Raw genomic sequence first — 24,877 nt, forward strand, 5'->3', positions numbered from 1 at the left:
ACTACATGCCGTGCTGCTTCATCAACCGCGCATAACTGCCGTCGGCCTTCATCTTGGCAATCTCGCGGTCAAAACCGGCAACGATCTGCTCATGCTCGGGGTTCTTCAGGCTGACCAGAATATGCAGGCTGTTTTCACTCAACGGCTGCGGCAAAAACTCCACCGCATTGCGCACCCGCGCCGACTCCTGCGCCAGGTAATAACGGGCAACGAATTCGTCCTCCACCGTCAGGCGTACCCGGCGCGCAACGAGCATCCGCACCGCCATGGCGAAGTTGTGTACCGGGACTTTCTGTAACTGCGTGTCCTGGTCGAACGCCGCGGAATACGCATACCCCCGCACCACGGCGATGGGATAGTCGTGCAGTTGCTCAAGGTTCTGGAACTCGATCGGGTCGTCGCGACGCTTGATAAAAACCAGGCGGTTGATCAGGTATTCAGCAGAAAACTGCCCCAGGCGCGTGCGGGCCTCGTCATACCAGGCGTTGACCACCACGTCGTAGCGCCCATCGCCGACGCCCATCAACGCGCGAGCCCAGGGCACCTGCTCGAAATCACTGGCATAACCGGCGCGGGCCAAGGCGGTGCTGACAATATCGGTAGCCAGCCCGCCATTGATCAAGGTGGCATCGGTAAAGGGTGGCCAGGCATCCGCCACCAGGCGCAGACGCTGTGCGAATGCCGGCTGGGCCAGCAACAACATTCCAATCAAAGCAACGGCACGAGAAAATCGCGGCATGCTTAAAGTCCTTGGCAGGCAGGCGGTGGCCCTGGCTCAGGCGGTACCTGAGGATGTAACAGTAGCTCAGATTACACAAAGAACCCGCCGCTGAATGCATACAATGATGGCAGATTGACGTCACTGTTCCAAACAACCGATTTAGACAGAAGTGCCCGCCGCGCTTACTATCCGGGACAGACACTTCCAAGAGAATCACACCATGACAGTCGAATGGGTCTGCAAACATCACAACGACCTGGGCAAGGAGCAGCTGTACGCCATTCTGCGCCTGCGCAGCGAGGTCTTCGTTGTCGAGCAAAAGTGCGTCTACCAGGACATCGACGGGCAGGACCTGCAAGGCGATACCCACCATCTGATGGCCTGGAAAGGCGATGACCTGGTGGCCTACCTGCGCCTGCTGGACCCGGAGACCCAGGCCGGGGATGTGGTGATCGGCCGGGTGATCGTGGCACCGATGGCACGCGGCACCGGGCTGGGGCATCTGCTGATGGAAGAAACGCTCAAGCAGATTGACGATATCTGGCCAGAGACGCCGATCTTTCTCTCAGCCCAGGCGCATTTGCAGGGGTATTACGCGCGGTATGGTTTTTTGGTGGCGGGTGAGGAATACCTTGAGGACGACATTCCGCACATCGGCATGCGGCGCGCCTGATGGCCCCATCGCGTCAGCCCAGCGACCGCCAAGCCTCAGGGATAACCCAAGACCTGTTTGATCGACGCCAGATTCGCCTCGATCCACCGCCGATCGATCGCGCCCCAGTCGCGAATCCGATAGCACCCCGCATGATTGCGCGCGCCGTCTTCCTGCTCGAACTCGCAGACGATATCCAGATCCGCCAATGCCGCAATCGTGTCCTGCGCGGTGCGCCGGGGCATGCCCGTCACCTCGGTCAGCGCCGGCACGCTGCTGGCCTGCTGGCTGTCGATCAGATACGCCACGTACAGGCGGCGGTAGAAGCTGCTCTTGGTCTTGCTCACATCCATGGTCAACCGCCTTGGAAAGTCAGGGTTTGCCCTGCAGGTCGCGATACGTGAGGTACACGCGCAGGTCGAATTCCACCTGATGGTAGCCCGGCATCATGTACTCACAGAGTTTGTAGAACGCTTTGTTGTGGTCCGATTCCTTGAAGTGCGCCAGTTCGTGTACCACGATCATGCGCAGAAATTCCGGGGCGGCTTCCTTGAACAGCGCGGCGATCCGGATTTCTTTCTTGGACTTCAGATTGCCGCCCTGCACCCGCGAAATCGTGGTGTGCAGGCCGAGGGCACGGTGGGTCAGGTCGAGGCGGTTATCGAACAGCACTTTGTCGATAGCCGGCGCGTTGCGCAGGTGCTCCTGCTTCAAGGCCAGCGCGTAGGCATACAGGGCCTTGTCGCTCTGCACGGCGTGACGTTCGGGGTAACGCTGCTCCAGGTAGGCGCCCAACTGGTCCTTGGCGATCAGTTGGCGCACTTGCTCCTGAAGGGCAGCGGGATAGGCCTGGAGGTATTTCAGCGCGGTCATTGAGGTCTGCAACAGGGTTCGAATGGGCGCCAGTGTAGCGAATTCAGCAGGAACGGGCGCGCAACCAGTCGACCACCGCCCCGGCCATCAACGGTGGGGCCGCCCATGGCCCCTGGACAAACGGGCAACCATTGGCCTTGAGCCACTGGGCTTGCTCCAGCGTCTCTACACCCTCGGCGACTACCAGCACGCCGAAATGCCCGCACAACTCGATAATGCTGCGGGCCATCGCCGCATCCCGCGTCGAGCCCGGCAGGCCCGCGACCAATTGGCGGTCCAGCTTGAGCGTGTCGAATGGCAGGTCGCGCAGATGGGCCAGGGAACAGTGGCCGGAACCGAAGTCATCCAGGGCGATGCGTACCCCCACCGCGCGCAGTAACTTGAACTGCTTGGCGGACGCGTCGAGGTTATGCATCAGGCTGTCCTCGCCGATTTCCACCTCCAACTGGCGCCCCTGCAACCCATGTCGGTCGAGTACCTGCTGCAGTTGGCTCGCCAGGTTGGGCATGTTGAACTGGCTGCTGCTCAGGCTCACGCTCAACACCAGTTCATCCTCGAACATGGCTTGCCACACCTGACGCTGGGCGGCGACCTGGTGGTAGATCCAGGCACTCAACTGGCTGATCAGCCGCGCCTCTTCCAGCAGCGGCAAAAACAGCCCCGGCGGTACATCGCCGACACTCGGGTGCTGCCAGCGCAACAACGCCTCGACGCCGCGCAGATGGCCGTCCTCCAGAGACACCTGGGGCTGGTACACCAGGGTGAAATCCTTGTTCTGGATGGCGTTGCGCACGCTGTCCTCGAGCATCAGCCGCGAGCGGGCGCGACCGTTCATTTCCTGATCGTAATAGCGATATTGCTGACGCCCCGCACGCTTGGCCTCATACATGGCGATGTCAGCCGCACGCAACAGGCCGCCCAAGTCCGAGCCGCAATCCGGAAAAGTCGCGATGCCGATGCTGACCCCGAGCATCACCTCCAAGCCATCCACCTGTTGGCAAACAGACACCCGCTCGATCAGTTTTTCCGCAATCTTCGCCGCCTGTTCGGGGAACTCCAGCTCCAACAACGCCGTGAATTCATCCCCGCCCATGCGTCCGAGAATGTCGTAGGAACGCAGGCAGCTCTGCAACTGTTCCGAAACCCAGCGCAGCACCCGATCACCCGCGTCATGCCCCAGCGAGTCGTTGACCCGTTTGAAGCCGTCGAGGTCCAGGTACAACAAGACCAGCGACTGCTCGGTGCGATCGCTGCGCAGCAGGGAGTTTTCCACGGCCTGGTAAAAGCCACGGCGGTTCAACAACCCGGTCAGCGGGTCGGTCACCGCCTGGAACTCCAGTTGCTGATGCAGGTGGCAGACCTCGGACATGTCCAGCACGGTCACCACCATGGCCTTCTGCTCGGCGGGCAACGGCGCACAAGAGAGCGCCACCGGCACCTGCTGACCGCGGCCGGTACGCAAGATCGCATCATGCAAACGCCAGGTTTGGCCTTGACGGAAACCGGCGTACATCTGCGATTCCAGCCAGGCAGGCACATGGGGTTTTTGCAGGAAACTCAAAAAATCCTTGCCCTTGAGCTCATCGTGCGTGGCATTGAGCAGGCGCGAAATCGCCGGGTTGGCGTACTCGATCACGCCCGCATCACTCACCACGAGGATGCCTTCGGCGGCGTTGTCCAGCACCGAGGCATTGAAGGCGCGGGCGGACTCCAGGTCATGGCTCAGGCGCTGCAACGCCCGACGGGTGCGCTGCTGCTCCAGCAACGCCTGGACCTTGGGTTTGAGGATATGCGGGTCGAAGGGTTTAAACAGGTAATCGATGGCGCCGCTGGCATAACCTTCCAGCACGGCGGCCGGCGATTGCGCATTCGCGCTGAGAAAGATGATCGGCGTCATGCGCGTGCGCTGGCTGCCGCGCATCAGGCGGGCGACTTCAAAACCGTCCATGCCGGGCATCATCACGTCGAGCAGCACCAGGTCTACCTCGTGCTGGAGCAACAGTTCCAGAGCCTCCAGGCCGGAACCGGCGGTCACCACCTGCCAGTCATCACGTTGCAAAAGGGCGCGCATGCTAATCAGATTTTCCGGGTAGTCATCGACCACCAGAAGAACCGAACCGCCATCGCCTTGGTGTGGAGCGCATTCCATGCTACGTCTCTTCCTTAAGGTGCCGCACCGGTCAGTTCTGACAGAAAACCCGGGCAAGCACTGAGGTCTCACTCTAGCCTTGGTTCCCAAAAATCAGAAGTGAAGCGGGTGCCATCATCGCACCAAAGACTGCTAAGCCGACTAACGGTCAACCCCTGCAGCCCGCGGTTCATGGGGAACATGGCTTTTTGACATTCCCTTGGCGCCAATAACTTGCCAGGCATTCATTAACAAGCGGCGGACTACCGCCTATAAAGATGCTGTCTGGCCCAAGGGCCAAAGCCTATACCTATCTGTAAAAAGGCCTACGCCATGATTGATCTTTCCACCTGGAACCTGAGCATTCCGGTCGGCTCGCCTCCCGCGACCATCGACACCCCGAAGCTGATGAGCGGCTTCAATGACCAATATTTCCAGGCCGAAGGCAGCAACGTGCAATTCTGGACACCCGTCACCGGCACACGTACCGAGAACGCCATTTACCCCCGCAGCGAACTGCGCGAAACCTACGCCGACGGGCGCCTGCGCAACTGGACCTACCCCGAAGCCGACAATTATCTGCGCGCCACGCTGGCCGTCAACCAGGTGCCCTCCTCCGGGAAAATCGTCATCGGCCAGATCCACGCCTACGACAGCCAGAAACCCTTGATCAAGGTGGAATACCAGTTCAAGGAAAAAACCCAGACCGGCAACATCGTCGCCAAGGTCCGCATGCGCCCGGACGACGATGAAAGCCGGGTGATCATCGTCGCCTCCAATGTGCCGCTGGAGAAGAGTTTTACCTACGTGATCAACCTCAACAAAGCCGGGTTGCTGAGTGTGGAAGCCGCCGACGGGCAGTGGAACGAGCGCATTGGCGCGGCCTGGGGCAGCAAGCCGCTGTATTTCAAGGCGGGGGCGTATGTGCAGGACAACAGCGGGGATAGCAAGGAAGGGGCGAAGGTGACGTTTGCGAAGTTGGATATTGATCACGAGTGAACGGATTGGCCTCATTACGAGCACTGGTAAACACCGTTCCCCTGTGTAGCCTTAGGACTCGGTGCTGGTCCTACGCGCCTGCAAGCTGATCAAATTCCAGCCGCAAAAAAAGCCCGCATCGCTGCGGGCTTCTTTTTAAACGCTTGAGGCTCAGTTCACCTTAGCGTTCAACTCACCTTTCAGGTAACGCTGGTACATCGCTTCCAGGGAGATCGGCTTGATCTTCGAAGCATTGCCCGCAGTACCAAACGCTTCATAACGTGCGATACACACATCGCGCATCGCGGTCACGGTGGCGCCGAAGAATTTACGTGGGTCGAATTCGCTCGGGTTGGTGGCCATCAGGCGACGCATCGCGCCGGTGGATGCCAGGCGCAGGTCGGTGTCGATGTTGACCTTGCGCACGCCGTACTTGATGCCTTCGACGATTTCTTCAACCGGTACGCCGTAGGTTTCTTTGATGTCGCCGCCGTACTGGTTGATGATCGCCAGCCACTCTTGCGGCACCGAGGAAGAACCGTGCATCACCAGGTGGGTGTTGGGGATGCGCTTGTGGATTTCCTTGATGCGGTCGATGGCCAGCACGTCGCCGGTAGGCGGCTTGGTGAACTTGTAGGCGCCGTGGCTGGTGCCGATGGCGATGGCCAGGGCGTCGACCTGGGTCTTCTTGACGAAGTCGGCGGCTTCTTCCGGGTCGGTCAGCATCTGGCTGTGATCCAGCACGCCTTCGGCGCCGATGCCGTCTTCTTCGCCAGCCATGCCGGTTTCCAGGGAACCCAGGCAGCCCAGCTCGCCTTCAACCGAGACGCCGCAGGCGTGAGCCATGGCCACGGTTTGTTGGGTGACGCGCACGTTGTACTCGTAGTCGGTCGGGGTCTTGCCGTCTTCGCCGAGGGAGCCGTCCATCATTACCGAGCTGAAGCCCAGTTGGATGGAACGCTGGCACACGTCCGGGCTGGTGCCGTGGTCCTGGTGCATGCACACCGGGATGTGCGGGAATTCTTCGATCGCGGCGAGGATCAGGTGACGCAGAAACGGGGCACCGGCGTATTTACGCGCACCGGCCGAAGCCTGGACGATCACTGGGGAGTCAGTCTTGTCAGCGGCTTCCATGATGGCGCGCATCTGCTCAAGGTTGTTGACGTTAAAGGCTGGGACGCCGTAGCCGAACTCGGCTGCGTGGTCCAGCATTTGACGCATGCTGATAAGTGCCATTGTGTTGTCTCTCCCGGTCGAGGGTCGTTAATCGTGCAAGCCTGCCGTAGCGGCGGCTGCTATTCAAGTTATTGCCGGTCAGGCTTTGCATACCTGGCCTGCTGAATCGTTTTTTCACTATCCGGTTCACCGCCTGTATCACTTTGGAACCGGATCAATGTGGGAGGGGGCTTGCCCGCGACGGCGATTTACCTGTCGACATCGCGGGTGGCTGACCCAACGCTATCGGAGGCAAGTCGAATCGTCGCACCGCCCCTCCCACATTGGGGTCTCATTAATGTTGAGACCGTGTTCTGTTTACTGGGCCTTGCAGCCACGTCCAATCAAATCGTCGGTGGCCACCCAGTAAACCAGGCCTTCCTCACCTTTTGTGTGAAACGCCAACTGATCGTTGCTGTAGAGCACACCCGATGCCGCCACGTCCTGCTTGAGGCGGTAAACCTGGGTCGAGCCGCCGAGGCGGACATCCACTTCGGTGCGGGCCGGGTTGGCAAAGCGCCAGTTGACCTCGGCCTTGCTGTCGCAGGTCCAGGTCGTCCATTTGTCGGCAGGCTCTGCCTTGTTGAACATGTTCATGCTGCTGCAACCGGCCAATAACGCCAGTGCTACCAGGGCGAAAACGCCTTTCATTGCCAATCCTCGCACGCAGGCCTTGGGCTTGCGTTGCAGTCGGTTAGTTGATCAGACCCTTCAAGGGCAACCCTGTTCCTGACCGTTGGGCGCAGAGTCGTATTTCTCCAGCCGTTCGTTGCCCATGCGCTTGTTGATCACCGGCATGGTCTCGGCTTGCCAATCGGCTTGGTAGCAGCTTTTTTTCTGCGCCGGCAGCGCCTTTCCAGGTGCCGGCGCCGCGCTCGGCGTGCTGCCGCAGCCGGCCAACAGGCCCGCTGCGATCACCAGTGCCAACGACTTGATCATGGGAATGCTCCTTTTCCTGATCTGCCTCAGCCTTTGGCTCGGCTTTCCAGGACTTCAACCGCCGGCAGGACTTTGCCTTCGACGAATTCGAGGAACGCGCCGCCACCGGTGGAAATGTAGGAGATCTGGTCGGCAACGCCATATTTATCGATGGCCGCCAGGGTGTCGCCGCCGCCGGCGATGGAGAATGCCGAGCTTTCGGCAATGGCCTTGGCCAGCACTTTGGTGCCGTTGCCGAACTGGTCGAACTCGAACACACCGACCGGGCCGTTCCACAGGATGGTCCGGGAGGCTTTCAGCAATTGCGCGAAGTTGGCTGCGGTTTGCGGGCCGATGTCCAGGATCATGTCGTCAGCGGCCACGTCATCGATGAGTTTGACGGTGGCTTCAGCGCTTTCGGCAAATTCCTTGGCCACGACCACGTCCACCGGCAGCGGCACGCTGACCTTGGCCGCGATGGCGCGAGCGGTGTCCAGCAGGTCCGGCTCGTACAGCGACTTGCCCACCGGGTGACCGGCTGCGGCCAGGAAGGTGTTGGCAATGCCGCCGCCGACGATCAGCTGGTTGCAGACCTGGCTCAGGCTGTTGAGTACGTCCAGCTTGGTGGAGACTTTGGAACCGGCCACGATGGCCGCCATTGGTTGGGCCGGCGCCTTCAGGGCCTTGCCCAGTGCGTCCAGCTCGGCAGCCAGCAACGGGCCGGCGGCAGCGACCTTGGCGAACTTGGCCACGCCGTGGGTCGAACCTTCGGCACGGTGGGCGGTGCCGAAGGCGTCCATCACGAACACGTCGCACAGGGCGGCGTATTGCTGGGCCAGTTCGTCACTGTTCTTTTTCTCGCCCTTGTTGAAGCGCACGTTTTCGAACAGCACGACGTCGCCGGCTTTCACGTCGACGCCGCCGAGGTAGTCAGCCACCAGCGGCACGTCGCGGCCCAGGGCCTTGCTCAGGTAATCGGCCACAGGCTTGAGGCTGTTTTCGGCCGAGAACTCACCTTCGGTCGGACGACCCAGGTGGGAGCAGACCATCACGGCCGCACCTTTTTCCAGGGCCAGCTTGATGGTCGGCAGCGAGGCCAGGATTCGCGCATCGCTGGTGACAACACCGTCCTTGACTGGGACGTTGAGGTCTTCGCGAATCAGTACGCGTTTACCTTGCAGATCGAGGTCGGTCATCTTCAACACGGTCATGGGTGGCAATTCCTGAGGCTAAAGTTTTGGAGAGGCTGTTTGCAGATAGTGTTCTGCGACGTCCAGCATTCGGTTGGCAAACCCCCATTCGTTGTCGAACCAGGCCAGGATATTCACCAGCCTCGGGCCGGAAACGCGGGTCTGGCTGGCATCGACAATCGCCGAATGCGGGTCATGGTTGAAATCACAACTGGCGTGGGGCAACTCAGTGTAGGCCAGCAAACCTTTGAGCGGGCCGCTGGTGGCGGCGTCGCGCAGAATCCGGTTGACCTCCACCGCATCGGTGTCGCTGACGGTTTGCATGGTGATGTCCAGGCATGAAACGTTCACCGTCGGCACCCGCACGGCTTTGGCCTGAATTCGCCCGGCAAGTTCCGGCAACAGCCGTTCGATGCCACGCGCCAGACCGGTGGACACCGGAATCACCGACTGAAACGCCGAACGCGTGCGGCGCAGGTCTTCATGGTGATACGCGTCGATCACCGGCTGGTCGTTCATCGCCGAGTGGATGGTGGTGATCGACACGTAGTCCACGCCGATCGCCTGGTCCAGCAGGCGCAACAACGGCACGCTGCAGTTGGTGGTGCAGGAAGCGTTGGACACCAGCCGTTCAGCGCCGGTCAGGCAATCCTGGTTGATGCCGTAGACGATGGTGGCGTCGACATCCGCCTCGCTGGCCATCGGCTGGGAAAACAGCACACGCGGCGCGCCGGCATCGAGAAAACGCTGGCCGTCGGCACGGGTGTTATAGGCACCGGAGCATTCCAACACCAGGTCGACGCCCAGCGCCGCCCAGTCGATGCCCTCGGGGGTGGCACTGCGCAGCACTTTCACGCAGTCGCCCTTGATATGCAGACAATCGCCTTCCACCCGCACTTCGCCGGGGAACCGGCCGTGGGTGGAGTCAAAGCGTGTCAGGTATTCGATGCTGGCCATGTCGGCCAAATCGTTGATCGCGACAATCTCAAACCCGGCCGCCGCCCCTCGCTCGAACAGAGCACGCAAGACGCAACGACCAATACGGCCGTAGCCGTTGAGTGCAACTTTGTAAGGACGCGGTTGGGGCATGGGGTTCTCGCAGTGTGGGCGACACAAACCATCTAACCAATGTAGGAGCGAGCTTGCTCGCGAAGATCGTCAACGATAACGCAGCGTCTCTGGTTTGACGCGGCGCTCTCTCGTTCTTCGCGAGCAAGCTCGCTCCTACAGTGGGTGCGATGGGCAGTCGCCACCGCACATCTGTGTGCAGCAGCCAGTTGGCCACCGCGTTCGCGCTTTTAGTCTTCCAGCAGCTCTTCAGCCTGACCCAGGATGTTTTCCAGGGTGAAACCGAACTCTTCGAACAAGGCTGGCGCCGGCGCCGACTCACCGTAGGTGGTCATGCCGATCACGCGGCCTTCCAGGCCCACGTACTTGTACCAGTAGTCGGCGTGAGCCGCTTCGATGGCGATACGCGCGCTGACCTGCAGCGGCAATACCGATTGCTTGTAGTCGGCGTCCTGGGCTTCGAACACGCTGGTGCAAGGCATGGACACCACGCGCACGTTGCGGCCCTGGGCAGTCAGCTTGTCGTAGGCCTGAACGGTCAGGCCGACTTCGGAACCGGTAGAGATCAGGATCAGCTCCGGCTCGCCGATGCAGTCCTTGAGCACGTAGCCACCACGGCTGATGTCAGCGATCTGCGCGTCAGTGCGAACCTGATGTTGCAGGTTCTGACGGGAGAAGATCAGCGCCGAAGGGCCGTCCTTGCGCTCGATCGCGTGTTTCCAGGCCACGGCGGATTCGACCGCGTCGGCTGGGCGCCAGCAATCCAGGTTCGGCGTGGTGCGCAGGCTGGTCAATTGCTCGACCGGCTGGTGGGTCGGGCCGTCTTCGCCCAGGCCGATGGAGTCGTGGGTGTACACGTGGATCACGCGTTTCTTCATCAGCGCGGCCATACGCACTGCGTTGCGCGCGTATTCCATGAACATCAGGAAGGTCGCGCCGTAAGGCACCAGACCGCCGTGCAGGGACACGCCGTTCATGATCGCGCTCATGCCGAATTCGCGCACGCCGTAGTACATGTAGTTACCGCTGGCGTCTTCGGCGGAGACACCTTTGCAACCTTTCCACAGGGTCAGGTTGGAACCGGCCAGGTCGGCCGAACCGCCGAGGAACTCAGGCAGCAGCGGGCCAAAGGCGTTCAAGGTGTTCTGGCTGGCTTTACGGCTGGCGATGGTCTCGCCCTTGGCCGCGACTTCGGCGATGTAGGCCGAGGCTTTTTCCGCGAAGTCGGCAGGCAGGTCACCGGCGAGGCGGCGTACCAGCTCATTGGCAAGCTCCGGGAATTCGGCGGAGTAGGCGGCGAAACGCTGGTCCCACTCGGCTTCGGTGGCCAGGCCTTGTTCCTTGGCGTCCCATTCGGCGTAGATGTCGGCCGGGATTTCGAACGGGCCGTAGTTCCACTTCAGCGCTTCACGGGTCAGGGCGATTTCCGCGTCACCCAGCGGGGCGCCGTGGCAGTCTTCTTTGCCTTGCTTGTTCGGCGAGCCGAAACCGATGGTGGTCTTGCAGCAGATCAGGGTCGGCTGCTCGCTCTTGCGGGCGGTGTCGATAGCGGTCTTGATTTCTTCCGGGTCGTGGCCGTCGACGTTGCGGATCACCTGCCAGTTATAGGCCTCGAAACGCTTAGGGGTGTCGTCGGTGAACCAGCCTTCGACTTCGCCGTCGATGGAGATGCCGTTGTCGTCGTAGAAGGCAATCAGCTTGCCCAGGCCCAAGGTACCAGCCAGGGAAGCGACTTCGTGGGAAATGCCTTCCATCATGCAGCCATCACCCAGGAATACGTAGGTGTGGTGGTCGACGATGTGGTGGCCGGGGCGGTTGAACTGCGCGCCCAGGACTTTTTCAGCCAGGGCGAAACCGACGGCGTTGGCCAGGCCTTGGCCCAGGGGACCGGTGGTGGTCTCGACGCCTGGGGTGTAGCCGAATTCCGGGTGACCCGGGGTACGGCTGTGCAACTGGCGGAAGTTTTTCAGATCGTCGATGGTCAGATCGTAGCCGGTCAGGTGCAGCAGCGAGTAGATCAGCATCGAGCCGTGGCCGTTGGACAGCACGAAGCGGTCACGGTCGGCGAAAGACGGGTTGGTCGGGTTGTGTTTCAGGTAGTCACGCCAGAGTACCTCGGCGATATCCGCCATGCCCATCGGGGCACCGGGATGGCCGCTGTTGGCTTTTTGCACGGCATCCATGCTGAGGGCACGAATGGCGTTGGCACGCTCACGACGGCTGGGCATCGCTGTTCTCCTGAGGGTTGAATAAAAGAAACGGAAAAAAGGACCGGCATTTTCCCTCAGCCACCGCCTGCGGGCAATGACAGATAGTCACTTGAGGGCGTTTTTCCTGTGGTTTGCGCGGCAATCGCCTGCAGAACCCTGCCGCCGCTTCGTCTAACGGGAATAGCGCTCGCTTATAACCGCCACTTATCGACCAATATCAAAACTTTTTGATATTGGCCTTGCGATGATTTCCACCCGTCACTAGACTGCTGGCCTTATGAACTTACCCGTGCCCTCCCTGCGTCCCGACGATGGCGATGAACTGGCTGCCTTATGCAAGGCCGCTGGCGATCCGTTGCGCCTGAACGTCTTGCGGGTGCTGGCCAACGATTCCTTCGGCGTGCTGGAACTGGCGCAGATTTTCGCCATCGGCCAATCGGGCATGAGCCATCACTTGAAGGTCCTGGCCCAGGCCGACCTGGTGGCCACCCGCCGCGAAGGCAATGCGATTTTTTACCGCCGCGCCCTGCCCCACACCGAGTTGCTCGGCGGCAAGCTGCACAGCGCGCTGCTGGAAGAAGTGGACAACTTGAGCCTGCCCAGCGACGTGCAATCACGCATCGGCCAGGTTCACGGGCAGCGCGCGGCGGCCAGCCAGGACTTTTTCTCACGGGTCGCCGAGAAGTTTCGCGCCCAGCAAGACCTGATCGCCGGCTTGCCGCAATATCGCGAAAGTGTACTGGCGTTGTTGGACAAGCTGAGCTTCAGTCATAAAGCGACGGCCCTGGAAGTCGGGCCTGGCGATGGCGGCTTTTTGCCGGAACTGGCGCGCCGCTTTCAACAGGTCACGGCGCTGGACAACAGCCCGGCGATGCTCGAACTGGCACGCCAGTTGTGCGAGCGCGAGGCCTTGGGCAACGTCAGCCTGCAGTTGGCCGATGCCCTGAATGACACCAGCCTGCGGGCCGATTGCGTGGTGCTGAACATGGTCCTGCACCATTTCGCCGCCCCCGCCGACGCCCTCAAGCAGATGGCGAATTTGCTGCAACCCGGCGGTAGCTTGCTGGTTACAGATTTATGCAGCCACAACCAGAATTGGGCCAGGGAGGCCTGCGGTGATCTCTGGTTGGGTTTTGAACAGGACGATCTGGCCCGTTGGGCCACCGCTGCGGGACTCGTTCCCGGGGAAAGCCTCTATGTAGGTTTACGTAATGGTTTCCAGATCCAGGTCCGCCATTTTCAGCGACCGGCTGGCGACACTCACCATCGGTAAATATCAGGAAAACATCGAGATGAGCGAATACTCCCTTTTCACCTCCGAGTCCGTGTCTGAAGGGCATCCGGACAAAATCGCCGACCAGATTTCTGATGCGGTGCTGGACGCCATCATTGCTGAAGACAAGTTCGCCCGTGTGGCGTGCGAGACTCTGGTGAAAACGGGCGTGGCGATCATCGCCGGCGAAGTCACCACCACGGCCTGGGTCGACCTGGAGCATATCGTCCGCGAGGTGATCACCAACATCGGCTATAACAGCTCCAACGTCGGCTTCGACGGCGCGACCTGCGGCGTGATGAACATCATCGGCAAGCAGTCCCCGGACATCAACCAGGGTGTCGACCGCGCCAAGCCAGAAGACCAGGGCGCCGGCGACCAGGGCCTGATGTTCGGCTACGCCAGCAACGAAACCGACGTGCTGATGCCAGCGCCGATCACCTTCTCGCACCAACTGGTGCAGCGCCAGGCCGAAGCCCGCAAATCCGGCCTGCTGCCGTGGCTGCGTCCGGACGCCAAGTCCCAGGTGACGTGCCGTTATGAAGGCGGCAAAGTGGTCGGTATCGATGCTGTCGTGCTGTCGACCCAGCACAACCCGGACGTTTCCTACGCCGACTTGCGCGAAGGCGTGATGGAGCTGATCGTCAAGCACGTGCTGCCGGCTGAACTGCTGAACAAGGACACCCAGTTCCACATCAACCCGACCGGCAAGTTCATCATCGGTGGCCCGGTGGGCGACTGCGGCCTGACCGGGCGCAAGATCATCGTCGACAGCTATGGCGGCATGGCCCGTCACGGCGGTGGCGCGTTCTCCGGCAAAGACCCATCCAAGGTTGACCGTTCGGCGGCCTACGCCGGTCGCTACGTGGCCAAGAACATCGTCGCCGCTGGCCTGGCCGAGCGTTGCGAGATTCAGGTGTCCTACGCCATCGGCGTGGCCCAGCCTACGTCGATCTCGCTGAACACCTTCGGCACCGGCAAGATCAGCGATGACAAGATCGTCAAACTGGTGCGCGAGATCTTCGACCTGCGCCCTTACGCGATCACCACCATGCTCGACCTGCTGCACCCGATGTACCAGGAAACCGCGGCCTACGGCCACTTCGGCCGTACCCCGGCGCAGAAGACGGTCGGCGACGACACCTTCACCACCTTCACCTGGGAAAAAACCGACCGCGCCAACGACCTGCGTATCGCTGCCGGCCTGTAATCGCTTGCGCTACCCAAAGCCCTGCCGGGTTCGCCCGGCGGGGCTTTTTATTGTCGGGCGATTCGCGTCGGTGTTCACATTTTTTGGATCCAAACCTTGCAGGCTAAATAATGGCCCACTAGAATCCGCGCCCTCTCGGGCCCTCCACCTTATTCTGGATATTGCACTGCGCCGGCCCGGGACTCATCAGCGCGCAGGCAATCGGACATTGAGGTTTTCATGCATATTTCCAAGCTCGCCCCTGCCGCCCTGCTGCTCAGCCTGTTTGCCCTGCCGGTGAACGCCGCCGACCTGAGCGCACTGAGTGGCGCACTGAGCTCCCAGCTCGGTGGCGGCAACTCCGGCGACTGCCAGCAGCATGCCAAAGACCTGCAAACCAAGATCGACGCGGCCAATGCCAAGAACGACGCGTTGAAAGTGAAGGCCTTCGAAGCCGCGCTGGAGCAGGTCAACAAAGGCTGTAACAAACTCGCCGAGTCCCAGGCCAACGTCGATGCCAAGCAGCAAAAGCAGCAGGCCAAGGCAGAAAACAACGATGCCGTGAAAGCCCTGGGTGGTCTGTTCAAGTAAGCAGAAACACCCGGTAAAAAGCCCCGCTCTGTCGGGGCTTTTTTGTGGGCGCGAAGATCCCTTAGGCTGAACGCCCCTTACCGAGCAAGGATGCTCCCGATGCGCTTGCTGATCGTTCTTTTACTCAGTGTTCTAACCGGGTTGGCCAGGGCTGAAGAGTGCCCCGATGACGCACGGGCACAAATCGGCCCGCTGGCTCGGCAAATCAGCCTCTGGGACGACAGTTACCACCGGCTCGGCCATTCGCCCATCAGCGACGAACTCTACGACCAGGCCCGCCAGCGCCTGGCTCACTGGCAGCGGTGTTTCCCGCAACCGGCGGCGGTGGCCGACAAGCCTCTGGCCAGCTCACGGGGCACCTCGCCGCACCCGGTGGCCCATACGGGCCTGGACAAATTGCTCGACGAACACGCCGTCGGCGAATGGCTCCAGGTTCGCCAAGATGTGTGGGTCCAGCCCAAGGTCGACGGTGTCGCCGTGAGCCTGGTGTACCGCCAGGGGCGCCTGCACCAAGTGATCAGCCGGGGCGACGGCTTGCTCGGCCAGGACTGGTCGGCCTGCGCGAAAAAAATCCCCGGCATCGTCCAGCAACTGCCGGAGCCCATCGACCTGGTGCTGCAAGGTGAGCTCTATTGGCGTCTCGACGACCATGTGCAATCAAGCCTGGGCGGGCTCAATGCGCGCAGCAGGGTGGCCGGTTTGATGAACCGTCGACAGTTGAGCGACGCCGAGGCCGCCGGGATCGGTCTGTTTGTCTGGGCCTGGCCCGATGGCCCGGCGGACTTCACCGAGCGCCTGGCCACCCTGGCAGGCTGGGGCTTCATCGACAGCCAACGCTACAGCCGGCCCATCCAGGACATCGCCGGCGCCGCCCGCTGGCGCACCTACTGGTACAACCATCCACTGCCATTTGCCAGTGATGGCGTCGTGCTGCACCAGGCCACGCGCGCACCCGCCAAGCGCTGGCAGGTCAGTGCGCCTTACTGGGCAGTCGCCTGGAAATACCCCGCCGCCAAGGCTCTCGCACTGGTACGCAAGGTGCAGTTCAACATCGGCCGCACCGGGCGCATCACCCCTATCCTGGAACTCGAACCGGTGCGCCTGGACGACCGGCAGATCAGCCGCGTCAGCACCGGCTCCCTGCAACGCTGGAAAACCCTGGATATCCGCCCCGGCGATCAGGTCGCCATCAGCCTCGCCGGCCAGGTCATCCCGCGACTGGACGAGGTGGTCCTGCGCAACGAGACCCGAGTGGACATCCAAGTCCCCAACGCCCGGGACTTTCATGCCCTGAGTTGCTGGCAACTGGACCCTGGCTGCGAAGAACAGTTGCTGTCGCGCCTGACCTGGTTGAGCGGCAACCAGGGCCTGGGCCTGCCGCATATGGGCCGGGAGACGTGGAACGTATTGATCCAGGCCGGTCTAATCGCAGGCTTCCTCGATTGGTTGACCCTCGATGCGGCAGAGCTTGCTAACATTGAGGGCTTCGGCGATCGCAGCCGTGCGCGGGTGCTCGACAGTATCCAAAGCGCGCGGCAACGGCCTTTCGCTCAATGGCTCAAAGCCCTGGGTGTACCGCCTGCGGCACGCAATAACCTGGAAGGCGGCTGGCGGGCGCTGGTTGCCAAGGACACCCAAGCCTGGCTGGCCCTGGATGGCATCGGCCCGGGCCGCGCGGCGCAACTCAGCGCTTTTTTTCGCGACCCGCAGATACAGGCTTTGGCTGAGACACTACGCGTGGCCGGAATAGACGGGTTTTGAACCCGACCCGGCCATCAGATTGCGACTTTGGAGCTCCATATGAAATTTTTAGCCCCTTTTGCCCTGCTGACCGTCGCATGCTTCATGGCGACGCCGCTGCTGGCAGCCGAAGAAGCAACCCCGCTGACCGGCTGCGCCGCCAAGCGCCAGGCCATCAGCACCCAGATCGAACAGGCCAAGGCCCATGGCGACAGCGCACAACAAGCCGGCCTGGAGAAAGCCCTGAGTGAAGTCACGGCCAACTGCAACGACGCGGCGTTGAAAAAGGAACGCGAAAACAAGGTGCTCGACGCCAAGCATGACGTCAGCCGCCGTCAGGCCGACCTCGACAAGGCGATGAAAAAAGGCGACGCGGACAAGATCAACAAACGCAAGGACAAACTGGCCGAGTCGCGCAAAGCACTGCAGGATGCGGTGGAAGAACTCGACCAGTAAACCGGTCAGTGGTCCCGGAACTGCTTATGACAAGCGCTGCAGGCATCTTCGACTTTCTGCACTGCAGGCGAAAGGTTACTGGCCTTGTAAGGCTGCACCTGGCTTGCAATCACCAATTCACCGGTGGCCGCTTCGAGGTCGCGGGCCATTTGCTGGAATTGCGCCTGTTTTTGCCAGACGTCGTCCTTGGCGCTGGTGTGGTCTTCCTCACGCACGCTCGGAAAATGCTTCCATGGCTCATGGGACAACGCATCGAGCTTGACCGCGCCTTCGGCGAACTTCGCGCCGTCGAACGGGATGCGCCCACGCAACATGCCGCCCAGGTCTTCGCCGGTCTTGAGCATTTGCTTGAAGATCGCTTTGCGCTGGCCCAGGGGCGAATTCGGATCAACGCCGCCACAGGCGGACAGCGCCAGGCAGGCCAGCAGTACAACAGTCAGTTTTTTAAAAGTCATGGTGGCTTCGAGGTCACGGGAAACGGCGGCCAGTATCCTCGCCCCACCCGCAAAGACCAATAGCCCTATTAACGATAAGGGTTGCCCAAACGCGTCGACGCACGGGCAATCGCTTCAGGAATTGCTTGTATGAATATCGCTTTGAAACCCTGGAGCCGCCGTCTGGCGTGGGCTCTACCGATGATCGCGGTGCTGGCCGGCTGCGATGCGGGCAAGGACACGCACAAAGATGAAACAATCAAACCCCATGCGGTGGCCACCTATGTGAACGCACCGTGGGAAGCCCTGCCGGCGGTGTCCGACAGCGAACTGCTGGCCGGGTTTGAGTCCTGGCGCAGCGCCTGCCAACGCCTCAAGGCTGACCCGGTGTGGGGCGCGACCTGCGCGGCGGCAACGGCGGTGCCAGGCGATGCCGCGGCGGTTCGCGGTTTTCTCAAGGAACGCCTGGACGTATTCGGCCTGCGCTCGGCCGACAACACACCGAACGGCCTGATCACCGGCTACTACGAACCCGTCTACCCCGGCAGCCTGACCGAAACCCCCACCGCCCATGTGCCGGTGTACGGCGTGCCGGACGACCTGATCATCGTCAACCTCGAAAGCATCTACCCGGAACTCAAGGGCAAGCGCCTGCGCGGCCGCCTTGAAGGTCGTGTGCTCAAGCCGTATGACGACGCCAGCACGATCAACGGCCAAGGCTCCACCGCCAAGCCGATCGCCTGGCTGACCGACCCGATGGACCTGCAGTTCCTGCAGATCCAGGGTTCGGGGCGGATTCAACTGGCAGGCGGGCGCCAATTGCGCATCGGCTATGGCGACCAGAACGGCTACCCCTACCGTCCTATCGGCCGCTGGCTGGTGGAGCAAGGCGAGCTGAAGAAAGAAGACGTGACCATGGGGGCCATCGGCGCCTGGGCCAAGGCGCATCCGCAGCGCATTCCGGAACTGCTGGCGAGCAACCCCAGCTACGTGTTCTTCAGCGCCCGCCCCGACAGCAACGAAGGCCCTCGCGGCTCGCTGAACGTGCCGCTGACCGCCGGCTACAGCGTGGCGGTGGATCGCAAGGTGATTCCGCTGGGCAGCCTGCTGTGGCTGTCGACCACACGCCCGGACGGTGCGCCGATCGTGCGCCCCGTCGCCGCGCAGGATACCGGCGGCGCAATCACCGGCGAAGTGCGCGCAGACTTGTTCTGGGGCACAGGGGCGGCCGCAGGCGAACTGGCAGGGAATATGAAGCAGCAGGGGCAGATCTGGATGTTGTGGCCAAAGGGCGCCGCATTACCCCAGGTACCAGATGCCCCCGCCGGCACCTGACAGACGCTGATCGACAGTGTGGGGCGAGCCAGCCCCCACACTGCGACAAGCGTTAGATCGAGACGAAGAAGAAACTCGCAATCAGCGCCATGCCCACCGCCCACACCAGCGAGCGCAGGATGGCCCAGTCCGCCAGGTAGCAGATGATGTACAGCAGGCGGCTGGTGATAAACAGCACCGCGAGGACATTGATCGTGACCAGTTCGGCGGTGCCGGCCAGGTGCGCGATGATCACTGCGGCAGCAAACGCCGGGGTCACTTCAAAGCTGTTGAGTTGCGCGTTATGGGCGCGTTTGGCGAAGCCTTCCAGGGTATCGAGGAAGGCACGCGGGTCATGGTTCTGCCGTGGCCCGAACTTGCCGCCACTGAATTTGGCCACACCGGTACACAGGTACGGCAGAAAGATTGCGATCAATACACACCAGAAAGCGACAGTCATCACTCATTCCTTTTTTGGTTTTATCAAGGCGATCAACGCTTTATCACGAACATGCCGACCCGCATCCAGCCACAGGCTCTGCGTCCAACCGCATGGCCCAAAGCACCCAAGCGTAGCTCATCAAAACGCACACCCCCAACCGCCATGGGTTCCGTGTCGGCAGCGCGTTGATTCTGCCGCTCACTGATCCTTATTGATCCGCTGCGGATGCCTCGGGTCCGCTGCAACCTTACCCGGCAAGCTGCTTTCGCTGCGGATCTGCGCATGACTGATCAGCGCAAAGATACAGCTGCCGCCAATGATATTGCCGGCCAGGGTCGGCCCGGCGAATATCAGCCAGAAATCCTTCCACGGCAGTTCACCGGCAAATACCAGGTAAGACACTTCCGCCGAGCCGACCACGATGTGGGTGAAATCCCCCAGCGCCATCAAGTAGGTGATCAGGATGATGATCCAGAGCTTGGCGCTTTCCATCGACGGAATCATCCACACCATGGTGGCGATCATCCAGCCGGAAACGATGCCCTTGGCAAACATCTGGCCGGGGGCGTTTTCCATGACTTTGCGTCCGATCTCAAGGAAGGCCTGGTCGGTCCTGGTATCGAAGATCGGCAGGTGCAGCATCACATAAGCCACCAGCAAGGTGCCGCACAGGTTACCCACCAGCACCACCGTCCACAGCCGCAGCAAGCGCCCGGCATTGGCCAGGGTCGGTTTGCTCATCACCGGCAGCACTGCGGTCAGGGTGTTTTCGGTGAACAACTGCTGACGCGCGAGAATCACCGCCAAAAAGCCCGCGCAGTAACCGAAACTGGCAATGACTTTGAACCCTTCACCGTCCGGCAGGCGCGAGTTGAGCAGGCCCATGCCCATCAGTGACAGGCCCATGGTCAGGCCGGCCGCCAGCGCCGACCACCACAATGCCGCCACCGTGCGCTCCAGTTCCTGGTCGCCCTGGGTGCGGATGATTTCATGCAGCACCGCCGCGCGGGGTGGCTGGTTCTTGTCGACGTCGTGCTGCTCTTCCTTCGACAGGTTGGGGGTCTTGCCGTCGTCGTGCGTGGCCATGATGCTCCAGAGTCCAAGGGGTACCTGTAGCTACGACAGGCTGGAGCGATGGCTGTTCAGTGGCCTGGCAACTAAACCGGTATGCGCCAGGCCTTGGCCATCTCCACCGTGGTCGAACTGAACGGTTTTGACCAGGGCTTGTTGCGCGCGCCGTAGTGCCGAATGATCTCGTCGAGCACCCGGTTGAACGCCGCGGGGGTGGTCGCCTTGGCCAAATCCGCCGCAGCGCGTTGCAACAGGTCGACATTGGCGTCGGTCTGGCCTGGCCGGTACAGCGATGGGTAGATGACCTCGCGGGTGAAGTTTTCGGCCTTTACCGCGATGTCGCGCCGTTTCATTTCGGCGACCGCACTGGCCATGACGCTGGACATCGGCGAGGCGCCCGAAGCCTGCTTGGCCGCCACCTGCAACAACTGCTGAAAATTGCGCTGCCCCGCAGCATTCAATCGACGCCCCAGCCACTCGACGTGCTCAGGCCGGCTGGCGAGCGCATCCAGGTTACGCAGCGCGGCAGACAGCTCAGGTGTGAAGATCAGGGTGTCGTGGGCCTGGTTCACCTTGGCAATGGCACTGTCCAGGGTTTGCAGCGCTTGTTGTGCGTTCTGTCTGAACATCAACACCGCGGCGGCGGCCGGGTCTTTCTGCAAGGTTGCTTGCGCACTGGCCAGCATCGCATCGTCCATTGCCAGCACCGCGTCATCCAACGAGGCGAACGTGTGATGCTCGCGCACCGTGTCGCGTTGTTCCAAGTGCGCCGCCACGGTTTTGCGCGCCTGTGCCTGCAGATGCTGCTTGTCTTGCGCACTCATGGTGAAATTCACGGTGCCGTTGAGCGTGCCGCGAAAGTCCCCCTTATCCGTCTTCAGCGGCAGGACCACGGTCTGCTCGGCAAACGCCTTGAGCCGCTCATTTTGATAGGCTTCGGCGGACGCATGGGGCGTTCCGGTCAGCTTGTCGACGAGGCTGCTGAAGAAACCGCCGCTTTTTTTCGGCGTCGCTGCGTCTTCGGCTTCAAACTTGACGATCAGAGACTCGTGCTGGCTCAACGGGCTTTCTGCAAACGAGGGCTCGATCACCCCGGGGGCCGGCGTGTTGAGCAGCAGGCCACCGTCCTGGAATGCAGTGGCTTCGGCGGTTTCCTGGAAGGCATGCCCCTGCTCGGCAGGGCGCTTGAAAAGCACCGGCAACGACGCCGAAATGTGCGCGGCGCGGGCGATGTCCATGTCCGGGGTCAGGCTGGCGTTGAACGTCACCAGTTGCGGGCGGCCGTCGAACATCCCAGTGCCGGTGATATTGAGCGGTTTGATCGCCGGGATATGTCGGTTCAACACCTCAAGATCGCGAAACGTCGGAGCCTCGCCGGCGCTGAGCCGGTCGGCGATTTTCATGACTTCACCAGGCCGGGTGGCCCTTGGCGTAGCGGCGATATGGGCAAGGACCGATTGGCGCGACTCATTGCGCAGCAATTGCTCCAAGGGACGCGCCTCGGTTTGCAGGCGCGGCATCATGGTCAGCAACAATTGAGAGATATTGCCCGCCGGGCCTGGCAAGCGCCGGGTGAGTTTGCCCAGGCGAGCACTGGCCTCTTGCAGCCAGGCTGTCAACGGGTCGTCGCTGTTCAACAGGCTCGGCAGGTCGATGCGGTTCGATAGCTTGCCGAAGACCTCGGCGTTCATGCCGCTGGCGAGCAACGAGGCAGAAATCGCGCCGGCGGATGAGCCGGAAATAACCTGGATACCTTGCAGCTTCCCACTGTCCTCCAGCGCCTGCACCATTCCCGGATAGGCAATGCCTTTGGCACCTCCGCCGCTGAGCACCAGATGGCTGGGCGGTGGCAGCGACAACACCACCTCCACCTGGCCGTCAATATTGCGGGAAAGACTCAGTTTGCGCGGTCCCGCGGCCTCAACCAACGTGGTTTTCACGTCTTGGCTGAGGGGGGCTTGCGATGACTGGAGCGAAAGCGGCTGCATCTGCGCAGCCAGATTGGACGACACTTTCATACATAGGCTCTCGATACAGAACGTAGTCCTGAGTCGTGAGAAAGCCTGGGAAAGATCCACGCGGAATGATTTGGTAAAGCAATCAAACCGCTGTGCGGTTACGCAGGAGGGCTGTCTTCCTTGAACTGGTCTTTCACGTATTTGATCTCGGTCCGGCCGTGAGGCGCGGGCAAACCGTCTTCGCCGAGGTTGACGAAGACCATTTTTTCCACGGTGAGGATGCTTTTGCGGGTGATCTTGTTGCGCACTTCACAGGTCAGGGTGATGGAGGTGCGGCCGAAATCGGTGGCGGTGATGCCCAGCTCGATGATGTCGCCCTGGCGCGAGGCGCTGACGAAGTTGATTTCGGAGATGTACTTGGTCACCACGCGCTGGTTGCCCAATTGGACAATCGCGTAGATGGCTGCTTCCTCGTCGATCCAACGCAGCAGGCTGCCACCGAACAGGGTGCCGTTGGGGTTGAGGTCTTCAGGTTTTACCCATTTGCGGGTGTGGAAGTTCATGGTCACTCCAAAGCGTCTTGCCGAATGATGGGCAATATCATGGCAGAGCCTGGGCGCAAGCTCTATGCGCCATTGCCTATCGCCCCCATGCGGGATCTTCATATCGCCGACAGAAAGGCTTGGGAAGTGCCGCGTACACAGCTATAATCGCACCCGCTTCAAAACGGTCATCTTCAGTTGATACCGTTCTCCCGCCACCTGTCCGAGGGGCGCTGCAGCAGGTTAGACCTGTCAGGCTCGGATGGGGCGTTGTCCGGCCTGGTTGTCCTGGCCTGATACTAAACGCACAACGGCGCCCATTCGCACACTACGAATGGAGGCTCTTCATGAGCGCTGTAATTACGCCTGCAGATTTCAACGACTACAAAGTCGCCGACATGTCCCTCGCTGCCTGGGGCCGTCGCGAAACCTTTATCGCCGAATCCGAAATGCCTGCCCTGATGGGCCTGCGTCGCAAGTACGCCGCTGAGCAACCGCTCAAGGGCGCGAAGATTCTCGGCTGCATCCACATGACCATCCAGACTGCCGTGCTGATCGAAACCCTGGTTGCCCTGGGTGCCGAAGTGCGTTGGTCGTCCTGCAACATCTTCTCGACACAAGACCAGGCCGCCGCCGCCATCGCTGCTGCCGGTATCCCGGTATTCGCCTGGAAAGGCGAGACCGAAGCAGAGTACGAATGGTGCCTGGAGCAAACCATCCTGAAAGATGGCGCGCCTTGGGATGCCAACATGGTCCTCGACGACGGCGGCGACCTGACCGAGCTGCTGCACAAGAAGTACCCGCAGATCCTCGACCGCGTCCACGGCGTGACCGAAGAAACCACCACCGGCGTACACCGCCTGCTGGACATGCTGGCCAAGGGCGAGCTGAAAATCCCGGCCATCAACGTCAACGACTCGGTGACCAAGAGCAAGAACGACAACAAGTACGGCTGCCGTCACAGCCTGAACGATGCGATCAAGCGCGGCACCGACCACCTGCTGTCGGGCAAGCAAGCCCTGGTGATCGGCTACGGAGACGTGGGCAAGGGTTCGTCCCAGTCCCTGCGCCAGGAAGGCATGATCGTCAAGGTCTCCGAAGTCGACCCGATCTGCGCCATGCAAGCCTGCATGGACGGTTTCGAAGTGGTTTCGCCGTTCATCGATGGCATCAACGATGGCAGCGAAGCGAGCATCGACAAGGCCCTGCTGGGCAAGATCGACCTGATCGTCACCACCACCGGTAACGTGAATGTCTGCGATGCCAACATGCTCAAGGCCCTGAAGAAGCGCGCCGTGGTGTGCAACATCGGTCACTTCGACAATGAAATCGACACCGCTTTCATGCGCAAGAACTGGGCATGGGAAGAAGTGAAGCCACAGGTACACAAGGTTCACCGTACCGGCTCGGGCGATTTCGACCCGCAGAACGACGACTACCTGATCCTGCTGGCCGAAGGCCGCCTGGTAAACCTGGGTAACGCCACTGGCCACCCAAGCCGCATCATGGACGGCTCGTTCGCCAACCAGGTACTGGCGCAGATCTTCCTGTTCGGCCAGAAGTACGCCGACCTGTCGCCGGCCCAGAAAGCCGAGCGTCTGACCGTGGAAGTGCTGCCGAAGAAACTCGACGAAGAAGTGGCCCTGGAAATGGTCCGCGGCTTCGGCGGCGTGGTGACTCAACTGACCAAGACCCAGGCCGACTACATCGGCGTGACCGTCGAAGGTCCGTTCAAGCCGCACGCTTACCGCTACTAAGTAACCAGCTCCACCTGCTCTAACCTGTAGGAGCGAGCTTGCTCGCGAAAAACCCAAGGGCACCGCGTACAGCCTGTTTGACGCGTTATCGTTGACGTTCTTCGCGAGCAAGCTCGCTCCTACAGTGCAGGTGGGTTGCACAGTCGGCTTCTGAGTT

The 24,877-nt window shown here is 61.3% G+C and carries 24 protein-coding genes and 1 riboswitch; of the genes, 9 read left to right on the forward strand and 15 right to left on the reverse strand.

Going from position 1 to position 24,877, the window contains the following annotated elements; all coding sequences use genetic code 11:
• Position 1 precedes the first annotated feature (1 nt).
• A complete protein-coding gene (locus tag LQ249_RS29075) occupies positions 2 to 739 on the reverse strand; it encodes a substrate-binding periplasmic protein (protein WP_046381789.1) in 738 nt (245 codons plus the stop codon).
• Positions 740 to 941: 202 nt separating this feature from the next.
• Between LQ249_RS29075 and LQ249_RS29080 the strand changes: the two genes are divergently transcribed.
• Positions 942 to 1,394 (forward strand): GNAT family N-acetyltransferase, encoded by a 453-nt coding sequence (locus LQ249_RS29080; protein WP_017844948.1) that lies wholly within the window; start codon positions 942 to 944, stop codon positions 1,392 to 1,394.
• Between the two features lie 35 nt (positions 1,395 to 1,429).
• On the opposite strand, the gene LQ249_RS29085 is transcribed toward LQ249_RS29080, so the two are convergent.
• The 3 genes from LQ249_RS29085 to LQ249_RS29095 are packed head-to-tail and all read right to left on the reverse strand — an operon-like array spanning position 1,430 to position 4,395.
• Positions 1,430 to 1,726 carry a winged helix-turn-helix domain-containing protein gene (locus LQ249_RS29085; RefSeq protein ID WP_017844949.1) on the reverse strand — a complete coding sequence of 99 codons (297 nt, stop codon included), beginning with the start codon at positions 1,724 to 1,726 and terminating at the stop codon, positions 1,430 to 1,432.
• A gap of 19 nt (positions 1,727 to 1,745) precedes the next feature.
• Entirely contained in the window at positions 1,746 to 2,246 is a 501-nt protein-coding gene (locus LQ249_RS29090; RefSeq protein WP_010207148.1) for a M48 metallopeptidase family protein, read from the reverse strand.
• 43 nt (positions 2,247 to 2,289) lie between these two features.
• Positions 2,290 to 4,395 carry a putative bifunctional diguanylate cyclase/phosphodiesterase gene (locus LQ249_RS29095; protein WP_232566069.1) on the reverse strand — a complete coding sequence of 702 codons (2,106 nt, stop codon included), beginning with the start codon at positions 4,393 to 4,395 and terminating at the stop codon, positions 2,290 to 2,292.
• A gap of 312 nt (positions 4,396 to 4,707) precedes the next feature.
• On the opposite strand from LQ249_RS29095, the gene LQ249_RS29100 reads away from it, so the two are divergent.
• On the forward strand, positions 4,708 to 5,373 hold the full coding sequence (locus tag LQ249_RS29100; protein ID WP_046381787.1) for a polysaccharide lyase family 7 protein: 666 nt from the start codon (positions 4,708 to 4,710) through the stop codon (positions 5,371 to 5,373).
• 150 nt (positions 5,374 to 5,523) lie between these two features.
• On the opposite strand, the gene fba is transcribed toward LQ249_RS29100, so the two are convergent.
• From fba to tkt, 6 genes are all read right to left on the reverse strand, one after another.
• Positions 5,524 to 6,588: a class II fructose-bisphosphate aldolase gene (gene fba / locus LQ249_RS29105; protein WP_003177554.1), complete on the reverse strand. Its 1,065-nt coding sequence runs from the start codon at positions 6,586 to 6,588 to the stop codon at positions 5,524 to 5,526.
• Between the two features lie 297 nt (positions 6,589 to 6,885).
• Positions 6,886 to 7,218, reverse strand: a complete 333-nt coding sequence (locus tag LQ249_RS29110) for an MliC family protein (RefSeq protein WP_046381786.1) — start codon at positions 7,216 to 7,218, stop codon at positions 6,886 to 6,888.
• 60 nt (positions 7,219 to 7,278) lie between these two features.
• Positions 7,279 to 7,506, reverse strand: a complete 228-nt coding sequence (locus LQ249_RS29115) for a hypothetical protein (RefSeq protein ID WP_017844953.1) — start codon at positions 7,504 to 7,506, stop codon at positions 7,279 to 7,281.
• A 26-nt stretch (positions 7,507 to 7,532) separates the two neighbouring features.
• Positions 7,533 to 8,696 carry a phosphoglycerate kinase gene (locus LQ249_RS29120; protein ID WP_017844954.1) on the reverse strand — a complete coding sequence of 388 codons (1,164 nt, stop codon included), beginning with the start codon at positions 8,694 to 8,696 and terminating at the stop codon, positions 7,533 to 7,535.
• An 18-nt stretch (positions 8,697 to 8,714) separates the two neighbouring features.
• Positions 8,715 to 9,764, reverse strand: a complete 1,050-nt coding sequence (gene epd, locus LQ249_RS29125; RefSeq protein ID WP_017844955.1) for an erythrose-4-phosphate dehydrogenase — start codon at positions 9,762 to 9,764, stop codon at positions 8,715 to 8,717.
• 209 nt (positions 9,765 to 9,973) lie between these two features.
• A complete protein-coding gene (tkt, locus tag LQ249_RS29130) occupies positions 9,974 to 11,971 on the reverse strand; it encodes a transketolase (protein ID WP_017844956.1) in 1,998 nt (665 codons plus the stop codon).
• A 259-nt stretch (positions 11,972 to 12,230) separates the two neighbouring features.
• Between tkt and LQ249_RS29135 the strand changes: the two genes are divergently transcribed.
• From LQ249_RS29135 to LQ249_RS29155, 5 genes are all read left to right on the forward strand, one after another.
• Positions 12,231 to 13,226: an ArsR/SmtB family transcription factor gene (locus LQ249_RS29135; protein WP_177031769.1), complete on the forward strand. Its 996-nt coding sequence runs from the start codon at positions 12,231 to 12,233 to the stop codon at positions 13,224 to 13,226.
• 19 nt (positions 13,227 to 13,245) lie between these two features.
• Positions 13,246 to 14,436 (forward strand): methionine adenosyltransferase, encoded by a 1,191-nt coding sequence (metK, locus tag LQ249_RS29140; protein WP_017844958.1) that lies wholly within the window; start codon positions 13,246 to 13,248, stop codon positions 14,434 to 14,436.
• 219 nt (positions 14,437 to 14,655) lie between these two features.
• Positions 14,656 to 15,006 carry a DUF1090 family protein gene (locus tag LQ249_RS29145; RefSeq protein ID WP_046487951.1) on the forward strand — a complete coding sequence of 117 codons (351 nt, stop codon included), beginning with the start codon at positions 14,656 to 14,658 and terminating at the stop codon, positions 15,004 to 15,006.
• Positions 15,007 to 15,105: 99 nt separating this feature from the next.
• A complete protein-coding gene (gene ligB, locus LQ249_RS29150; protein WP_232566070.1) occupies positions 15,106 to 16,767 on the forward strand; it encodes an NAD-dependent DNA ligase LigB in 1,662 nt (553 codons plus the stop codon).
• Between the two features lie 39 nt (positions 16,768 to 16,806).
• The gene (locus tag LQ249_RS29155) at positions 16,807 to 17,202 is read left to right on the forward strand and encodes a DUF1090 domain-containing protein (protein ID WP_046381783.1); all 396 of its coding nucleotides are present in this window, start codon (positions 16,807 to 16,809) and stop codon (positions 17,200 to 17,202) included.
• A 5-nt stretch (positions 17,203 to 17,207) separates the two neighbouring features.
• Here LQ249_RS29155 and LQ249_RS29160 read toward each other — a convergent pair whose 3' ends face one another.
• The gene (locus LQ249_RS29160; protein ID WP_017844962.1) at positions 17,208 to 17,657 is read right to left on the reverse strand and encodes a c-type cytochrome; all 450 of its coding nucleotides are present in this window, start codon (positions 17,655 to 17,657) and stop codon (positions 17,208 to 17,210) included.
• 129 nt (positions 17,658 to 17,786) lie between these two features.
• Between LQ249_RS29160 and mltA the strand changes: the two genes are divergently transcribed.
• Complete coding sequence (mltA, locus tag LQ249_RS29165) at positions 17,787 to 18,971, forward strand: murein transglycosylase A (protein WP_046381782.1); 1,185 nt, start codon at positions 17,787 to 17,789, stop codon at positions 18,969 to 18,971.
• Between the two features lie 52 nt (positions 18,972 to 19,023).
• Here mltA and LQ249_RS29170 read toward each other — a convergent pair whose 3' ends face one another.
• From LQ249_RS29170 to LQ249_RS29185, 4 genes are all read right to left on the reverse strand, one after another.
• Positions 19,024 to 19,410 carry an MAPEG family protein gene (locus tag LQ249_RS29170; RefSeq protein ID WP_046381781.1) on the reverse strand — a complete coding sequence of 129 codons (387 nt, stop codon included), beginning with the start codon at positions 19,408 to 19,410 and terminating at the stop codon, positions 19,024 to 19,026.
• 180 nt (positions 19,411 to 19,590) lie between these two features.
• Positions 19,591 to 20,478, reverse strand: a complete 888-nt coding sequence (locus LQ249_RS29175) for a formate/nitrite transporter family protein (RefSeq protein ID WP_057003940.1) — start codon at positions 20,476 to 20,478, stop codon at positions 19,591 to 19,593.
• Between the two features lie 71 nt (positions 20,479 to 20,549).
• On the reverse strand, positions 20,550 to 22,481 hold the full coding sequence (locus tag LQ249_RS29180) for a patatin-like phospholipase family protein (protein WP_232566071.1): 1,932 nt from the start codon (positions 22,479 to 22,481) through the stop codon (positions 20,550 to 20,552).
• Between the two features lie 98 nt (positions 22,482 to 22,579).
• A complete protein-coding gene (locus LQ249_RS29185) occupies positions 22,580 to 22,984 on the reverse strand; it encodes an acyl-CoA thioesterase (protein ID WP_017844967.1) in 405 nt (134 codons plus the stop codon).
• 198 nt (positions 22,985 to 23,182) lie between these two features.
• Positions 23,183 to 23,289, forward strand: a riboswitch (S-adenosyl-L-homocysteine riboswitch).
• A gap of 21 nt (positions 23,290 to 23,310) precedes the next feature.
• On the opposite strand from LQ249_RS29185, the gene ahcY reads away from it, so the two are divergent.
• Positions 23,311 to 24,720, forward strand: coding sequence for an adenosylhomocysteinase (gene ahcY / locus LQ249_RS29190; protein ID WP_017844968.1), 1,410 nt, complete (start codon positions 23,311 to 23,313; stop codon positions 24,718 to 24,720).
• Positions 24,721 to 24,877 lie beyond the last annotated feature (157 nt).

The organism is Pseudomonas sp. 7-41, from assembly GCF_021233075.1.
In the GTDB taxonomy this organism is placed as follows: Bacteria; Pseudomonadota; Gammaproteobacteria; order Pseudomonadales; family Pseudomonadaceae; genus Aquipseudomonas; species Aquipseudomonas veronii.

Excerpts from the sequence above, each read along its gene's own strand:
- LQ249_RS29075 (WP_046381789.1), bottom strand. The coding sequence starts at position 739 with ATGCCGCGATTTTCTCGTGCCGTTGCTTTGATTGGAATGTTGTTGCTG.
- LQ249_RS29080 (WP_017844948.1), top strand. The coding sequence starts at position 942 with ATGACAGTCGAATGGGTCTGCAAACATCACAACGACCTGGGCAAGGAG.
- LQ249_RS29085 (WP_017844949.1), bottom strand. The coding sequence starts at position 1,726 with ATGGATGTGAGCAAGACCAAGAGCAGCTTCTACCGCCGCCTGTACGTG.
- LQ249_RS29090 (WP_010207148.1), bottom strand. The coding sequence starts at position 2,246 with ATGACCGCGCTGAAATACCTCCAGGCCTATCCCGCTGCCCTTCAGGAG.
- LQ249_RS29095 (WP_232566069.1), bottom strand. The coding sequence starts at position 4,395 with ATGGAATGCGCTCCACACCAAGGCGATGGCGGTTCGGTTCTTCTGGTG.
- LQ249_RS29100 (WP_046381787.1), top strand. The coding sequence starts at position 4,708 with ATGATTGATCTTTCCACCTGGAACCTGAGCATTCCGGTCGGCTCGCCT.
- fba (WP_003177554.1), bottom strand. The coding sequence starts at position 6,588 with ATGGCACTTATCAGCATGCGTCAAATGCTGGACCACGCAGCCGAGTTC.
- LQ249_RS29110 (WP_046381786.1), bottom strand. The coding sequence starts at position 7,218 with ATGAAAGGCGTTTTCGCCCTGGTAGCACTGGCGTTATTGGCCGGTTGC.
- LQ249_RS29115 (WP_017844953.1), bottom strand. The coding sequence starts at position 7,506 with ATGATCAAGTCGTTGGCACTGGTGATCGCAGCGGGCCTGTTGGCCGGC.
- LQ249_RS29120 (WP_017844954.1), bottom strand. The coding sequence starts at position 8,696 with ATGACCGTGTTGAAGATGACCGACCTCGATCTGCAAGGTAAACGCGTA.
- epd (WP_017844955.1), bottom strand. The coding sequence starts at position 9,764 with ATGCCCCAACCGCGTCCTTACAAAGTTGCACTCAACGGCTACGGCCGT.
- tkt (WP_017844956.1), bottom strand. The coding sequence starts at position 11,971 with ATGCCCAGCCGTCGTGAGCGTGCCAACGCCATTCGTGCCCTCAGCATG.
- LQ249_RS29135 (WP_177031769.1), top strand. The coding sequence starts at position 12,231 with ATGAACTTACCCGTGCCCTCCCTGCGTCCCGACGATGGCGATGAACTG.
- metK (WP_017844958.1), top strand. The coding sequence starts at position 13,246 with ATGAGCGAATACTCCCTTTTCACCTCCGAGTCCGTGTCTGAAGGGCAT.
- LQ249_RS29145 (WP_046487951.1), top strand. The coding sequence starts at position 14,656 with ATGCATATTTCCAAGCTCGCCCCTGCCGCCCTGCTGCTCAGCCTGTTT.
- ligB (WP_232566070.1), top strand. The coding sequence starts at position 15,106 with ATGCGCTTGCTGATCGTTCTTTTACTCAGTGTTCTAACCGGGTTGGCC.
- LQ249_RS29155 (WP_046381783.1), top strand. The coding sequence starts at position 16,807 with ATGAAATTTTTAGCCCCTTTTGCCCTGCTGACCGTCGCATGCTTCATG.
- LQ249_RS29160 (WP_017844962.1), bottom strand. The coding sequence starts at position 17,657 with ATGACTTTTAAAAAACTGACTGTTGTACTGCTGGCCTGCCTGGCGCTG.
- mltA (WP_046381782.1), top strand. The coding sequence starts at position 17,787 with ATGAATATCGCTTTGAAACCCTGGAGCCGCCGTCTGGCGTGGGCTCTA.
- LQ249_RS29170 (WP_046381781.1), bottom strand. The coding sequence starts at position 19,410 with ATGACTGTCGCTTTCTGGTGTGTATTGATCGCAATCTTTCTGCCGTAC.
- LQ249_RS29175 (WP_057003940.1), bottom strand. The coding sequence starts at position 20,478 with ATGGCCACGCACGACGACGGCAAGACCCCCAACCTGTCGAAGGAAGAG.
- LQ249_RS29180 (WP_232566071.1), bottom strand. The coding sequence starts at position 22,481 with ATGAAAGTGTCGTCCAATCTGGCTGCGCAGATGCAGCCGCTTTCGCTC.
- LQ249_RS29185 (WP_017844967.1), bottom strand. The coding sequence starts at position 22,984 with ATGAACTTCCACACCCGCAAATGGGTAAAACCTGAAGACCTCAACCCC.
- ahcY (WP_017844968.1), top strand. The coding sequence starts at position 23,311 with ATGAGCGCTGTAATTACGCCTGCAGATTTCAACGACTACAAAGTCGCC.